This is a genomic window from Cryobacterium soli, from assembly GCF_003611035.1.
Classification (GTDB): domain Bacteria; phylum Actinomycetota; class Actinomycetes; order Actinomycetales; family Microbacteriaceae; genus Cryobacterium; species Cryobacterium soli.
In genome coordinates, this window is the sequence record NZ_CP030033.1 from 3,052,869 (window position 1) to 3,067,069 (window position 14,201).

Sequence of the window (14,201 nt, forward strand, 5' to 3'; positions counted from 1 at the left end):
GGCGCGGCCATCACCCGGCCGCGGAGGCGACCTCCAGCGTCGCCACCCGTGCCCGTTCGTGCCGCAGGATGCCCCACACGATCAGGGTCTGTGCCGCGAGATAGGTGACCATTATGAGGAAGTCCGCCAGGGGCAGGCTGAAATCCGGCAGGAACTTGTTCAGCGCCAGGATCGAGTCGGAGGCCACGAACAGCGCCCCGCCGACCGCGACCCAGCGGTTGCACCGGGAGGCGACCGCTGCCATGGCGCAGAGCACGGTGCCGTAGGCGATCACCGGAATCAGCAGCGCGCCGGTGCCCGGTGCGAGAAGCGCGAGCAGCACGACGAGCCAGACCGCGTAGACGAGCGCCCACCAGCGCATCCGCTGCACGGCCAGCCGGCTGACGAAGAGCACCAGGTAGACGATGTGCGCCATCAGGAAGCAGGCGAGCCCGATGACGAACCACCGGAGGGTGATGTCGCCCAGCCAGGAGAGCGTGAGGGCGAGCGTTCCGAGCAGGATCGCGGGCGCGCGACTCTGTGGCGCGGCCCAGAGCAGCCCGATCAGCAGCGCCGGCATGAGCAGCGGCTTCGTCCACTCCACGACGCCGTCGAGCGAGAGCAGGATGGCTCCCAAGTGGATCACACCGACCACGAGGATCGGCAGGAATGCACGGACTGGTGGCGCCGGCCGGGCCACGTCGCGGGTTTCTGGCACTGTGCTCACTTCGTCGAGGGAGGTGCGTGCCACTCACTGTAGCGACCCGGGCCCCCGACGCATGGCGGTATTTCCGGCCGGGTCGTGACGAATCCGGCCGGTTGCGCGTCACAGTAGTGGCGGCAATGGAGCCGCTGCCTCAGCTGCCCTGCCCTGCCTTGGATCGAGGTGGGGCCGGGGCGGTTGTGGGGTGCGGCCGGCCGAGACGGAGTAGCACGAGCCCCGTCCACACGACCCAGACCCACTGCAGCAGTGCGCCCAGGTACAGGTCGGGCACGACGAACCGCAGCAGCTCCGCGGCCACCCCCAGCACGCCGGCGGCGACGCCGAGCCAGCCCAGGATCGAGGGGAACACGCCCCGGGTCATCGCCAGCGCGGCCACCAGAAGGCCGATGGCGGAAAGTGGACCGGTGAGCGTCAGGGTGTTGTTCTCCGCGACCACGGCCTCGGCCGCCGCCACGATGGCGGGCCGCTCGCTCGCCGCGGCCGTCACAAACCGGTCGCTCAGGGTCACCAGGATCAGCGACCCCCTGGTGGAGACGGGGATTGCCAGCGACAGCGCCCAGGGCAGCGCACCGAGCAGCCCGGCGAGCACCGCCCAACTGCGGCCCACCGGCGCCAACGCCACCCCAAGGGTGACGAAAACCAGCACCATCAGGTAGCCCGGCGCGATCCAGAGCACCTGCTCGGCGACATACACGGCCTTGTTGTCGGCGATGAACAGCAGCGTTTCCACGCTGCCCGTGACCGGCGGCGGCGCCAGCGCGTCGAGCACCAGCGCGATCAGCAGTAGAGCCACGAACAGCAGCGCGGCCACGCCGCCCACCCGGTAGAGCGGATGCCAGGCGGCATGCCACGCCGTCGCGGCCTCCGCCGCCGTGGGAGGAGAGCGGTCAGCGCGCCAGGTCATCGTGACCGGAGCGCGGTCGGGCCGAGGTGCTCGGCTGGTCTGGTCTGCCGTCGGCCGGCCGGCCGGGTGCATCAGGGGGACGTTCGGCGGTCGGCGCGCCTGCCGGGTCGTCTGCGGTCTCGTCGGGCGGGTCGATGAACGAGAGCACGTCGGAGACGAACCGCGGGTCGCTCGTCGTGGCGAGATGACCCCGGCCGGGGTAGAGAGCGAGCCGGCCGTGGGGGATCCCCGCCGCCGTCTGCTGGAACAGCTCGGGCGAGTAGAACGCATCCCGTTCCCCGCCCACCACCAGAGTGGGCGCGGTGATCTCACCCAGCCGGCTGTACAGCTCGAAGCCGTCCTCGGCCCGGATGGTGGTCATCAGGTCGGCGCTGGCGTGCGCGAAGTAGTTCTTGCCGAGCAGCCAGCCGATGCCGGCGAGCATCCGCTGCGAGCCGGCGCCCGATCCGAGCATCCGCATGAGTTCGGCGTAGGCGGTGCGCGGCCGGCCGTCGAGCACGTCGTCGGAGACCCTCAGCGCGGTGTCGCGGCCCTCGGTGCCCAGACGGTGTGCGGCTGACACGATAACGAGGCGTTTCACCAGGTCCGGATGATCGGCCGCAAGCTGTAAGGCCACGCTTCCGCCGGTGGACTGCCCCATCACATCGATGGGGCCGTTGAAGCGCTGCCGCATGGCGAACGAGTAGTCCGCCGCGATGTCGGCCATGGTGGCGTCGGGGTCGAGGCCCGGCCGCCGGTTGACCCACCACACCCGGCGGGTGGCGGCGAAGGGCAGCAGCATCCGGGTCTGGAATCGGCGGTCAGCACCGGTGGGCGGCTCATGGTTGGGAGTGAGGCCCGGCAGGAAGAGCAGCGGGGTGCCTGACCCGATGGAGAGGTAGGGCATCCCGCCGGGCCAGGTGCCGTGGATGCGCGGTAGCGGGGAAGGTGCTGGCATGCGGCTGCCCTTCGCTCGGGTGCGGTCGGGCGACCGCGGGGCTGTGCGACGTAGGCGAGAGTAGCGCGGGCGGGGAGTGCGGGGGAGTGCCCCGGCCGGCCGCGGGGTCAGGAGCGGTGCTGTTCCCCGGGTAGGAGTTCCACCACGCGCAGCCGCTCGAGTACCACCGGGGTGTCGTCGGTGACGCTGAAGGTGGGGTCGTCCAGGTGGCCGCGCATATCGGGGCTGGTCCAGAACGCCTCGTGGGCGGCGCGCCAACCGGCCACCGAGTCGTGGCCCTCGCCCTCGTCGCGGGCATGGCGCACGTCGACGTCGGCCAGGCGCACCACCTGCACCGCCGTCGTCTCGATGATCGCCACCGGCTGCCCGGCGGAGTCGATGAGCACCTGGCGTGCCCCGACCTCGGGCAGCGGCTCGTTCTCGACGCCGTACTCCACCAGGGTGGACGTGGTCGCGGTCTTCGAGCCGTCCAGAATCGCGGCGACGAGCCGGTCCCGCAGCGGTCCGGGGAATGCGAACTCGGCGACCGGAAGCGAGTCGGGTGCCGCGTGGTCCCCGCCGGTGCCGGCGGACGGATCGAACGGATCCGTCATCGGGCCGCCACCTCGCTGCGCAGCGCCTCGGCCGCGATCTGAGCGGTGGCGGCCACATCCGTCATCCAGAGCGGCACCGCGGCCGAGCGGATGCCGGCGGCCTCGAGCTCGGGCACGGCCGCGGCATCCGTCTCGTCGACCAGCCAGGCGTCGAGCACCCCGTCGCCCTGCCGGGAACCGTAGTGCAGCCCCACCGCGAGCGCCGACGTCTCCACACCGATCGTGCTCAGGCAGGCGTCGGCCATGCCGCGCACCGCGGAGCCGGCGATGATGGGGGAGATGCCCACCACGCGGGCCGAGGTGGTGCGCAGGGCATCCCGGATGCCGGGAATGGCGAGGATGGTGCCCACCGACACGACGGGGTTCGACGGCGGCAGGATCACCACGTCGGCGTCACGGATGGCCTCGAGCACGCCGGGCGCCGCGACGGCGTCGGCCAGGCCCACCTGCACGAACTCGGTGACGGGCACCGTGGCGCGGTAGCGCACCCACCACTCCTCGAAGTGGATGAGGTCGCCGGCGCGGTGCTCATCGGTGTCCTCGGCGAGGCGCACGTGGGTCTCCACGAACTGGTCGCTCATCGGCAGCAGCCGGGCGCCGGGCTGCCAGCGGCGGCAGAGGAACTCGGTGGCCGCGCTGAGCGTGGCGCCGTTCTTGAGCAGGTCCGTGCGCACGATGTGGGTGGCCAGGTCGAGGTCGCCGAGGGTGAACCAGGACCAGCCGCGGCCGTAGGCGGCGATCTCGGCCGAGGTGCGCCGGGACTCTTCGGCCCGGCCCCAGCCCTGCTCCTCGCTGATGCCGCCGCCGAGCGTGTACATCACGGTGTCGAGGTCGGGGCAGATGCGCAGCCCGTCGAGCCACATGTCGTCGCCGGTGTTGACGATCACGGTGACCTCGCTGCCCCGCCCCTCCGCCGAGTTGCCGGAAGGTGCCCCTTCCGCGCCGCCGATGGGGACATTCGCCGCATCTCGTGCGTCCTCGGAGGCCAGGTGCTGCAACAACCCGCGAGTGAAGCGGGCGCCGCCGACGCCGCCGGCGAGAACTGTGACTCGGGTCATGGGGGTTCCTTCGGTAGATCAGTGGGGCTGTCAGGTGCCGGTTGGCGAGGGCCCGGAGAACACGATCACTGGATGCCCGGTGCGCGGATGCGGCACGATGTCGCAGTCGACGCCGTAGACCGCTTCGATGATGTCGGGGCGCAGCACCTCGGCGGGCGTGCCGAATGCGGCCACCTGCCCGGCCTGCAGCAGCACGATGCGGTCGCAGTATGCGGCCGCGAGATTGAGGTCGTGCAGGGCGAGCACCGAGGTGAGGCCGAGGCCGCGCACCTGGTGCAGCAGCGACAGCTGCGCGCTCACGTCGAGGTGGTTGGTCGGTTCGTCCAGCAACAGCAGGCTCGGCCGCTGGGCCAGCGCCCGGGCGATCTGCACCCGCTGCTGCTGGCCGCCGCTGAGCGTGTGCCAGCGCCGCTCGATGAGGTCGGCGGCGCCAACCATCGCGAGGGCCTCGGTGGCCACGCCGAGGTCGTCCTCGCTGCCGAAGCTGCCGAGCAGCCGGCTCCGGTGCGGGATGCGGCCGAGCAGCACGACCTCCCGAACGGAGAGGTCCACACTGGGCGCCACGTTCTGCTCGAGAAGGGCGATGCGCCGCGCGGCCTCCCGCCGGCGGAGCAACCCCACGACAGTGCCGTCAAGGCTGACGGTGCCGGCATCCGCCCGGTCGATGCCGGCGATGATGCGCAGCAGGCTCGACTTGCCGGCGCCGTTGGGCCCGAGCAGCCCGGTGACGGTGCCCGACGGCAGGCGCGCCGAGATCTCGTGCAGGATGTGCGCCCCCTCGAGGCTGAGGGAGATCCCGTCGAGCACCACGCCGTCGTCCGGCGCGCTGAACTCGCCCGTCATGGCGCTCGGAGCGGAGCCCTGCGCTCGCGAGTTGCGTGAAAGCTCCCCTTCAACGCCCTCGAGAGGGGTTTTTGCGGCAAGTCGGGATGCGGGTGAGGCAGCAGCGAAGGCGGCCGCACTTACGGATGTCTCGGCGCCCGATGCGGCAGACTCGCGCTCGGCGCTCATGCCCAGGCCGCGCTTCGCTTGCGCTTGATCAGCAGGATGAACACGGGCACCCCGATGAACGCCGTGATGATGCCCACGGGCAGCTCCCGGGGGTCGAACACCGTTCGGGCGAGGGTATCGGCTAGCACCAGGAACAGCGCTCCGACCACCGCGACGAGCGGCAGCAGGCGTCGGTGCCCCGGACCGCTGAGTCCGCGCACGAGGTGCGGCAGGATCAGCCCCACGAACCCGATCGCCCCGCTCACCGCCACCATCGCGCCGGTGAGTAGCGCGACCGCCACGAGGAATCCCCAGCGGGTGGCGTTCACGTTGATGCCCAGCGACGCGGCGTTCGTGTCGCCGAAGGTGAACGCATCCAGCCGGCTGGCGGCGAGCAGGATGCCCGTGCCCACCACGACCAGGGCGGTCGCGGAGATCAGCACGCTGGTCCAGGAACTGCCGGCCAGGGAGCCGAGTAGCCAGTTGAGGATTTCCCGGTAGGAGTCGCCCTTGGCGGCCCAGAAGATGATGAACGAGGTGCCGGCCGAACCCAGCTGGGCGATCGCCAGCCCGGCCAGCACGGCGCGGCCCGGGGTGATGCTGCCGCCGACACGGGCGATGTTGAGGGTGGCGAACAGGGCTACAAGGGCACCGGCGAACGCCGCCGCCGGCAGCGCGAACCCCACGCCGAGGATGACCACGCAGACCGCGCCGAGCGACGCCCCTGACGACAGTCCGAGCAGGTACGGGTCGGCCAGCGGGTTGCGGGTGACGCTCTGCATGACCGCACCGCTGAGGGCGAGGCCCGCGCCCACCATCGCGGCCGTGAGCACGCGCGGCATCCGCAGCTGCCACACGATGGCGTCGGTGAGCGGCGGCACCGGGGTCCCACCGGCGAGCCCGGGCAGGCCGAGGTGGCTGCCGACGCTGCCCAGGACCTGCGCCAGACTCACGTTGGCCGGGCCGATGGTCACGGCGACGGCGCAGCCGAGAAGCAGGGCCACGAACGCGGTGACCAGCCAGAACAGGTACGGGCCCGGCCGGCCGCGACGCACTGTGACGGATGCCGCATCGCGGCTCCCGCGGGGGGCGCGCTCCTGCAACGACGGAGGAGTGTTGCGGGGGTGCGTCGTTCCGGTCATCCCTGCTCCCTCATTCCTGCTCCTCGGTGCGAACGGTCGATGCGTTCGAGCGACTTACTTCGCGTCGAGAGCGGCAAGCTGGTCGATGATCGACCCGGCCGCCTCAACGTTGCGGATGCCGGCCTCACCGGCCGCGAACGGCACGGTGATGTAGCGGTGGTTCACGACGGCGTCGAGCCCGGCGGTGGCCGGGTTGCCCTCGAGCAGCGCGATCTTGGAGTCCGCGGTGTTCCAGGTGGCGTCCACGAGCACGATCACGCTCGGGTTGGCCGCAACGACCGACTCCCAGCCGGCCGAGGTCCAGGTGTCGTGCACGTCGGCGAAGATGTTGGTCAGGCCCGCGGCATCCATGATCATCTGAGGAGCGCCGATGCCGGCGCCCACATACGGAGTATCGGTGCCACTCGAGTACCAGAGCGCCGTGGTCTCCCCGGTGGCGGGCTCCAGCGCGGCCAGCGCGGCCTCCTGGTCGGAGACGAGCGTGGCGGCAGCATCCGGAACCCCGAAGAGCGTGCCGGCCTCATCGATCTCGCCGAACACCGTGTCGAAGGTGAGCGGGTCGGGCATCGCGTCGCCCTTGCAGGCGGCCGGCGACACGTAGCTGCCGATGCCGAGGGCCTCGAGTGCGTCGCGTTCGCCCACGCCGTCGGCCGAGAAGTTGGACTCCCAACCGCCGTAGACGAAGTCGGGGTTCAGCGCCAGAACAGCCTCCTGGCCGGGAACGAAGTCGCTGATCACATTGAGATCGGCACCCTCTTCGGCGAGGGATGCCGGCAGCGGGCCGTCGAGGAACGCCGAGCCCACGATGCGGTCGCCGAGTCCGAGGGTCAGGAGCAGCTCGGTGGTGGTGGACTTGATCGTCACGATCCGCTCGGGGGCGGCCGTGAGGGTGAGCGAGGTGTCGCAGTTGTCGAAGGACACGGGGTACGCGCCCGGGCCTCCGGGCGAGGCCGTGGCGACAGGCGCGGCACCGGTCGAGCCGGATGCGCAGCCGGCCAGCAGCAGCACGGCCGCGGTGGCGGCGAGAGCGGGGTAGCGAGTCTTCATGAGGCCAATCTGAGGCGGGAGCCCGGCATCCGTCGGCGGCGCCGACACAGCGGCGACGGCGTGAGAACCACACCGCAACGCAGTGGCGAGAGGCTGTGCCTCCAACGGAGGAGCTCGTACAAGGTGGGGGAGAGAACTGGAGGCAATGCCCCGACCTGCCGCCCAAATCCGGGCCAGCGCAACCGGTCAGATCGAACCGGGGGTCATATCCAGCCTAAACCCATCCGCTTTCGGGCGGATGCGTCCGAGCTGCCGTCCGTCGCCTGGGCGGGGCGCCCGCGTAGCGGCGCGTCTCCCGCGCTACTCGGCGCGCGGATGCAGCCCGGCGCGATGCGCGGGTCAGGCGCCGATTCGCCCCGGGCGCGCCACCCGCCCAGCGGCGCCGTGCCCGCGCAGCTGTTTCTGCCACCCCGCCCAGCCACTCTGGTTTCTCACCAGGTCTCCCGCCCCCAGCGGAGCGCAATGCGACCCCCGCCCCGGCCGCCTACGGCACGATGTTGTGGTTGAACGCGAGCACATTCCCGGGGTCGTAGTGCCGCTTGGCCGCGCGCAAGCGCTCCGCGGTGGCCGGCGGGTACATGCTCGTGATCGTGTCGGAATCCGGGTACGGGGTGAAGTTGCCGTACACACCCGGCATGGCGTCGGCCACGGCTCCCCAGCCGTCATGGATGCGTGCTTCCGCGTCGGCGGGAGCGTCCGGCGGCAGGAACGCCGCCGCCACGACGAACGCCTCGGCGTCGCGGTACGCCACCGCGGTCGCATCCGCCGCCGTCCGGTTGAAGGCACCGCGCAGATACCGCAGCATGAGCGTGGCCGCGCCGATCGCGCTGAGGCTGGAGTGAGTGGCGGCAAGCCTGGCGATGAGACTGTCATCGAGGTCGCTGGCGAAGCCGTTGTGGGTGACCATGCGCATCGGCACGGGAGCGGGTGTGCCCTGCTCGAACATCTCCAGGTACGGCTTGGGCGCCACATCCTCCGTGCGCACCCCCGGCAGGTCGAGCAGGGGCTGGATCGCCGCCAGCGCCTGAGCGGAGTCGTCGCCGCCGAAACAGACCAGGATTTTCGTCACGACCGGCATGCCCGGCCCGAACACCGGCATCGCGATCACCGTCGAGTTCAGTTCCTCGGGCGCCTGCCGCATCACATCCCGCCAGTCATGCAGCGTCTCGGCCAGCAGGGCGGGGTCCACGTCGATCGACCCCGCGATCACGCCGGGCAGTGGATGCGCCTGGAACAAGAACCGGGTCACCACCCCGAAGTTGCCGCCACCGCCACGCAACGCCCAGAAAAGTTCAGGCTCGGCCGTGGCACTGGCGGTCACGACATCGCCGCTGGGAAGCACCACCTCGGCCTCGACCAGGCTGTCGATGGCCAGGCCCTGCTGACGCACCAGCCAGCCGATACCGCCGCCCAGGGTGAGACCGCCGACACCCACCGAATAGGTGTCGCCCGAGGAGATCGCGAGCCCATACGGCTGCAGCTTGAGGGCCACGTCGCCCCAGATCGCGCCGCCGCCCACGCGCACCCGGTCGCCTTCGAGCACCTCCACCCCGCGAATGTCGCCGAGGTCCAGCACCATCCCGCCGTCATTGGTGCTGAACGGGCTGTGCCCTCCGCTGCGCACCGCCAACGGCAGCCCCTGGGCCCGCGCGTACCGCACCGCGGCCGAGGCGTCCGCCGCGTTTGTCGGTCTCGCGATCACCGCCGGGCTGCCGAGCGTGCCGAAGGCGGTCGCGGCCACCGGGTAGTCTTCCGACCCGGGCACGAGGATGGTGCCCGCAAATCCGTCGATCATTGTTCCTCCCACGCGTCGCGCATGCGGCGCCGGGCGAGCCCCCGCCTCCGTCCGGCCCGCACTGCTTTCGCGACCCAGCATGCCCCCGCCCCGCAGCGCCCGCGACCCCGCCGTGCCGTCGACCCGCCACCGCGGCGCGCACCGAACTGCGGACATCCCGCCTTCGTTTCCGCAGTGAAGGTGGGATGTCCGCAATTAGATGACCGCGCTCGCACGCGGTTGGCCGGTGAGTCCTACGTCGGCGGCGTTCCCACGCTGTCCGACCACACGGCCGCGGCACCGCTGTGCCCGATCCTGACGGCCTGCACGACGGTTCCGGTCGACACGAGGGCTGCGGCAACGATCAGAGCGATCGTCACCCACTTCAGTGGCTTCCGCGGCGAACGCTCAGACCAGTTCCACCAGAGCAGCACAGCGGCCAGCACGACCAGGCCGATCACCCACGGCAGCAGCCCCTCGGCCAGGTCGGCGTGGGTTTCCACCAGCGCCGACTCCGAGACGCGTTCCTCCAGGGCCTCGCCGGACTCGGTGGAGAGCGGCACGAGCACCAGCGCAGCCAGGGCCAGGCCGAGCGGCAGGAAACGGGCCCAGCGGCGGAAGCGTGGCCACGCCGCGGCGAGCAGGAGTACCAGGGCGGCCGTGGGAACGATCACCTCGGTCGCGTGCACAACGAGGGGGTGAAGCGGCAGACCGAAGAAGGTGTCGAACATGGGTCTCCTAGCTGAACGGATACGGCTGGACCGATTCACACACCGGCGCCGCTGTGCCAGCAATGCTAGGCATCGGCCGGGTGCCCCGCCACGAAGGACAGGCTCGGCTTATGGGGCGGGCTGACTGCCGACACCGCGCGGGTTGCGGGTCATCACCCGGGCGATTCCTGTGCCGGCTGTGCAGGCTGTCTCACGGGCTGTCGACGGGCTCGACCGGCGCACCGTGCACGCTCCCCGCCGAGCCCGTCAGACCGGGAGTACCCCGGCCGCGGCCGCGATCGCACGGGCCACCGGCAGCACGTCGTCGGGCAGCGCCCCGGCCGTCACCCGGATGAACGACTCCGGCCGCTCCGATGCGAGAAACGGGCTGCCGCCGGCCACCCGGATGCCCGAGGCCGCCAACCGCACGATGGCGTCGCGTTCGTCGGCCACCGGCACCCACGCGTTGATGCCGTCGGCGCGGGCCAGGGGCAGGCCGAACCCGGTGAGGGCATCCGCCAGCGCCTTCTGCCTCGCGAAGTACACGTGCCGGGCCTCGTTGACCTGCGCCATGCTCGCGCCGTCGGTGAGCAGCTCGTGCAGGATGGTCTGCAGCATCCGGCTGGTCCAGCCCGGCCCGAGCATGCGGCGGGCCACGATGCGGTCCACGAGCGCCGCCGGTCCGCCGAGCGCGGCGATGCGCAGGTCGGGCCCGTGCGATTTGGAGTAGCTGCGCACGTGCAGCACCCGCTCGGGCAGCCAACGGCCGAGCGACACATCAGGGGAGGTGCTGATGGCGCCGGAGTGGTCGTCCTCGATCACCACGGTGTGCGCCGCGCGGGGGTTGGCGCCCAACAGCCGGGCGAGTTCGGCGGCGCGGTCGGCCGACATCGACGCGCCAGTGGGGTTGTGCGCCCGGGGCTGCAAAATGACGGCGGCCGGCGACAGCGCGAGCGCCGCCTGGAAGGCGTCCGGCACGATGCCCTCCGCGTCCACGGCCACGGGTAGCCGTTCGATGCCCATCTGCTCGAGCAGGTCGAAGAACGGCGGGAAGCCGGGGTCTTCGACGATGACCCGGTCGCCGAACCTGGCCACCTGCTCAAGGCTGCGCGAGACGGCGTCGAGGGCCCCGTCGACCACCGTGATCGCCTCAGCCGGGTAGGGCCACGAGCCCGTGAGCACGGTGAGCAGCTCCGGAATCACCGGGAGCGCCTGGTAACTGGGTGTCATGGCCCGCAGGGAGACCCGGGAGAGCGCCGGCCCGAGCGCGGGCAGCAGGAGCGGGTCCGGGGTACCCCGCGAGAGGTCGATCCGGGCGTCGCTCACGTGCCCGGCCAACGATTGGGTGCGTGCGGGTAGCCAGTGCCGGGACGGCTCCCGCACGAAAGTGCCGCTGCGGCCCCGGGAGACGATCAGGCCCGCCGACGACAGCGCCTGCCAGGCGTGACTCACCGTGGCCGGGCTCACGCCGAGGAGTGCGGCGAGGTCGCGCACCGTGGGCAGGCGCTCGCCGGGGGCGAGCCGGCCGGAGCTGATCAGGCGGCCCAGTGCAGCGGCGATACCGGCCGGAGTGGCCTGTTCGATCGCGTCGAGATAGAGCTGCATGGTGTCCTTCCTAGCCCGGATGCTTGCCAAAAAGCATGCCCGAACGACAGGATGATTTACGCATGCGTCATATGAAGAAACAGAACAGAAATGTTTACGTCGAATAATAACAAAACCGGACACCGTAATGTGGCTCGATCTCGACAGGCTCTTCCCCGTATGGCTCGCCCATAAAGCGATGTCTTGCTCTCTTGCTGACGAGGTTCCCACCGTGTGAGACCCAGTGGAGGCAAGAGCATGAGCACTGACCCATCCAGACTCGGCACATCCAACATCGTGCGAGCGGCAATCACCCAGACCACGTGGACGGGGGATATCGACTCGATGCTCGATAAGCACGAGAAGTTCGCCCGCGATGCGGCCGCCGACGGCGCCCAAGTCATCTGCTTCCAGGAGCTGTTCTACGGCCCCTACTTCGGCATCACCGAAGACGCCAAGTACTACGACTACGCGGAGCCCGCCGACGGCCCCATCGTGCAACGCTTCGCCAAGCTGGCCAAGGAACTGAACCTGGTCATGGTGCTCCCCATCTACGAGGAGGAGCAGCCCGGCGTGTACTACAACACGGCCGTGGTGGTGGATGCCGACGGCACCATACTCGGCAAGTACCGTAAGCACCACATCCCCCACCTCGACAAGTTCTGGGAGAAGTTCTACTTCCGTCCCGGCAACCTCGGCTACCCCGTCTTCAACACCGCCGTCGGACCGATCGGTGTTTACATCTGCTACGACCGGCACTTCCCGGAGGGCTGGCGGGAGCTGGGCCTGAACGGCGCGCAGATCGTGTTCAACCCCAATGCCACCAAGCCGGGGCTGTCGAACCGGCTCTGGGAGATCGAGCAGCCGGCCGCCGCCGCCGCGAACGGATACTTCGTAGCCGCGCCCAACAGGGTGGGCCGGGAGGACAACGAATACGGCGAGCTCGCCGTGACGTTCTACGGCACCAGCCAGTTCGTCGACCCGCAGGGCAACTACGTGGGCGCACTCGGCAGCGGCACCGACGAGGAGGTCGTGATCCGCGACCTCGACCTCGGCATGATCCGCCAAGTGCGCAACAACTGGCAGTTCTACCGGGACCGCCGCCCGGAGTCCTACACCTCGATCCCCAAGCCGTAGCCGCAGCCGTCGCTCAGTCTCGAGACCCGGCCATACGTTGGTCGAGCTTGTCGACGCCGTACTGAGCTTGTCGAAGTAGACCCCGCGACCCGGCCTACGTTCCGAGAACGGCTCACGAGGTCTCGACAGGCTCGATCGACGACGTGGTGACGACCGCAGACGAACTAACGAACAGGAGAACCACTCATGAAGACCCTGATCAAGAACGGCACCGTGGTCAATTCCACGGGCACGGCCATGGCGGATGTGCTCATCGACGGCGAGAAAATCGCCGCGGTGCTCGCCCCCGGCTCCACCCTGCTCGGCTTCGACATCGAGCGGAACGTCGACACCGTCATCGACGCCGCCGGCAAGTACGTGATCCCCGGCGGCATCGACGCGCACACCCACATGCAGATGCCGTTCGGCGGTACCGAGGCCAGCGACACCTTCGAGACCGGCACCCGCGCCGCCGCCTGGGGCGGCACCACGAGCATCGTCGACTTCGTGGTGCAGTACGCCGGCGAGAACGTGCTCGACCAATACGCCGCCTGGCAGGACAAGGCCCGCGGCGAGTGCGCCATCGACTACGGCTTCCACCAGATCCTCTCCGACGTGCAGGACTCCTCCCTCGTCGCGATGGACGAGCTCGTCAACGAGGGCGTCTCCAGCTTCAAACTCTTCATGGCCTACAAGGGTGTGTTTCTCTCCGACGACGGCCAGATCGTCAAGGCCATGCAGAAGGCAGCCAGCAACGGCAGCATGATCATGATGCACGCCGAGAACGGCAGCGTCATCGACCTGCTCGTGCAGCAGGCCATCGCCGCCGGCAACACCACGCCGTACTATCACGGCCTCACCCGCCCCTGGCAGGCCGAGGAGGAAGCCACCCACCGGGCCATCATGCTCGCCAACCTCACCGGGGCACCGCTCTACGTCGTGCACGTGAGCGCCAAGCAGGCCGTCGAGCAGATCGCCATCGCCCGCGACCGCGGCCAGAACGTGTTCGGCGAGACCTGCCCGCAGTATCTCTACCTCTCTCTGGAAGACCAGCTCGGTGCCCAGAGCGAGGAATGGGGAACCTTCGAGGGCGCGAAGTGGGTGTGCTCCACTCCCTTGCGCTCCAAGGCCGAGGGCCACCAGCACCACATGTGGCAGAGCCTGCGCACCAACGACATCCAGATGGTCTCCACCGACCACTGCCCGTTCTGCATGAAGGGTCAGAAGGACATGGGCCTGACCGACTTCTCTAAGATCCCCAACGGCATCGGCTCGGTCGAACACCGGATGGACCTTCTGTACCAGGGCGTGGTCGACAAGCAGATCTCCCTCGAGCGCTGGGTGGAGGTCACCTCCACCACCCCGGCGCGCATGTTCGGCATGTACGGCCAGAAGGGCGTCATCCAGCCCGGCGCCGACGGCGACGTGGTGATCTACGACCCGAACGGGCACACGTCCATCGGAGTGGGCAAGACCCACCACATGAACATGGACTACTCGGCCTGGGAAGGCTACGAGATCGACGGCCACGTCGACACCGTGCTCTCTCGCGGCAAGGTCGTCATCGACGACAACACCTACCTCGGCGCCAAGGGCGATGGCAAGTACATCAAACGCGGCCTCAGCCAGTACCTGATCTAGGG

Annotated in this window: 13 protein-coding genes; 2 read left to right on the forward strand and 11 right to left on the reverse strand. The window is 69.9% G+C overall.

Translation table 11 applies throughout. The features are described from left to right. Nucleotides 1-10: 10 nt before the first annotated feature. The 11 genes from DOE79_RS14150 to DOE79_RS14200 form a co-directional block, all read right to left on the reverse strand. On the reverse strand, nucleotides 11-730 hold the full coding sequence (locus tag DOE79_RS14150) for a lysoplasmalogenase (protein WP_162942758.1): 720 nt from the start codon (nucleotides 728-730) through the stop codon (nucleotides 11-13). 106 nt (nucleotides 731-836) lie between these two features. Beyond that, nucleotides 837-1,607 carry a DUF4386 family protein gene (locus tag DOE79_RS14155; protein WP_162942759.1) on the reverse strand — a complete coding sequence of 257 codons (771 nt, stop codon included), beginning with the start codon at nucleotides 1,605-1,607 and terminating at the stop codon, nucleotides 837-839. After that, a complete protein-coding gene (locus DOE79_RS14160) occupies nucleotides 1,591-2,544 on the reverse strand; it encodes an alpha/beta fold hydrolase (RefSeq protein ID WP_220094238.1) in 954 nt (317 codons plus the stop codon). Before DOE79_RS14160 ends, DOE79_RS14155 begins: the two co-directional genes overlap by 17 nt. Before the next feature lie 107 nt (nucleotides 2,545-2,651). Further along, a complete protein-coding gene (locus DOE79_RS14165; RefSeq protein ID WP_120339061.1) occupies nucleotides 2,652-3,137 on the reverse strand; it encodes an ASCH domain-containing protein in 486 nt (161 codons plus the stop codon). Beyond that, nucleotides 3,134-4,195, reverse strand: coding sequence for a 2-phospho-L-lactate transferase (gene cofD, locus DOE79_RS14170; protein WP_120339062.1), 1,062 nt, complete (start codon nucleotides 4,193-4,195; stop codon nucleotides 3,134-3,136). The genes DOE79_RS14165 and cofD overlap by 4 nt, the downstream gene beginning before the upstream one ends. A gap of 30 nt (nucleotides 4,196-4,225) precedes the next feature. After that, complete coding sequence (locus tag DOE79_RS14175; protein ID WP_120339063.1) at nucleotides 4,226-5,038, reverse strand: ABC transporter ATP-binding protein; 813 nt, start codon at nucleotides 5,036-5,038, stop codon at nucleotides 4,226-4,228. Between the two features lie 164 nt (nucleotides 5,039-5,202). Then, nucleotides 5,203-6,327, reverse strand: coding sequence for a putative F420-0 ABC transporter permease subunit (locus DOE79_RS14180; protein ID WP_120339064.1), 1,125 nt, complete (start codon nucleotides 6,325-6,327; stop codon nucleotides 5,203-5,205). 54 nt (nucleotides 6,328-6,381) lie between these two features. Then, nucleotides 6,382-7,374: a putative F420-0 ABC transporter substrate-binding protein gene (locus DOE79_RS14185; RefSeq protein WP_120339065.1), complete on the reverse strand. Its 993-nt coding sequence runs from the start codon at nucleotides 7,372-7,374 to the stop codon at nucleotides 6,382-6,384. A gap of 484 nt (nucleotides 7,375-7,858) precedes the next feature. Next, on the reverse strand, nucleotides 7,859-9,169 hold the full coding sequence (locus DOE79_RS14190) for an FAD-binding oxidoreductase (RefSeq protein WP_162942760.1): 1,311 nt from the start codon (nucleotides 9,167-9,169) through the stop codon (nucleotides 7,859-7,861). Nucleotides 9,170-9,402: 233 nt separating this feature from the next. Further along, nucleotides 9,403-9,879 carry a DUF2231 domain-containing protein gene (locus DOE79_RS14195; protein ID WP_120339067.1) on the reverse strand — a complete coding sequence of 159 codons (477 nt, stop codon included), beginning with the start codon at nucleotides 9,877-9,879 and terminating at the stop codon, nucleotides 9,403-9,405. A 246-nt stretch (nucleotides 9,880-10,125) separates the two neighbouring features. Beyond that, nucleotides 10,126-11,463 (reverse strand): aminotransferase-like domain-containing protein, encoded by a 1,338-nt coding sequence (locus tag DOE79_RS14200; protein ID WP_120339068.1) that lies wholly within the window; start codon nucleotides 11,461-11,463, stop codon nucleotides 10,126-10,128. Between the two features lie 237 nt (nucleotides 11,464-11,700). Between DOE79_RS14200 and DOE79_RS14205 the strand changes: the two genes are divergently transcribed. After that, on the forward strand, nucleotides 11,701-12,579 hold the full coding sequence (locus DOE79_RS14205; RefSeq protein WP_120339069.1) for a nitrilase-related carbon-nitrogen hydrolase: 879 nt from the start codon (nucleotides 11,701-11,703) through the stop codon (nucleotides 12,577-12,579). 186 nt (nucleotides 12,580-12,765) lie between these two features. Continuing rightward, nucleotides 12,766-14,199: a dihydropyrimidinase gene (gene hydA / locus DOE79_RS14210; RefSeq protein ID WP_120339070.1), complete on the forward strand. Its 1,434-nt coding sequence runs from the start codon at nucleotides 12,766-12,768 to the stop codon at nucleotides 14,197-14,199. The last annotated feature ends 2 nt before the right edge of the window (nucleotides 14,200-14,201 follow it).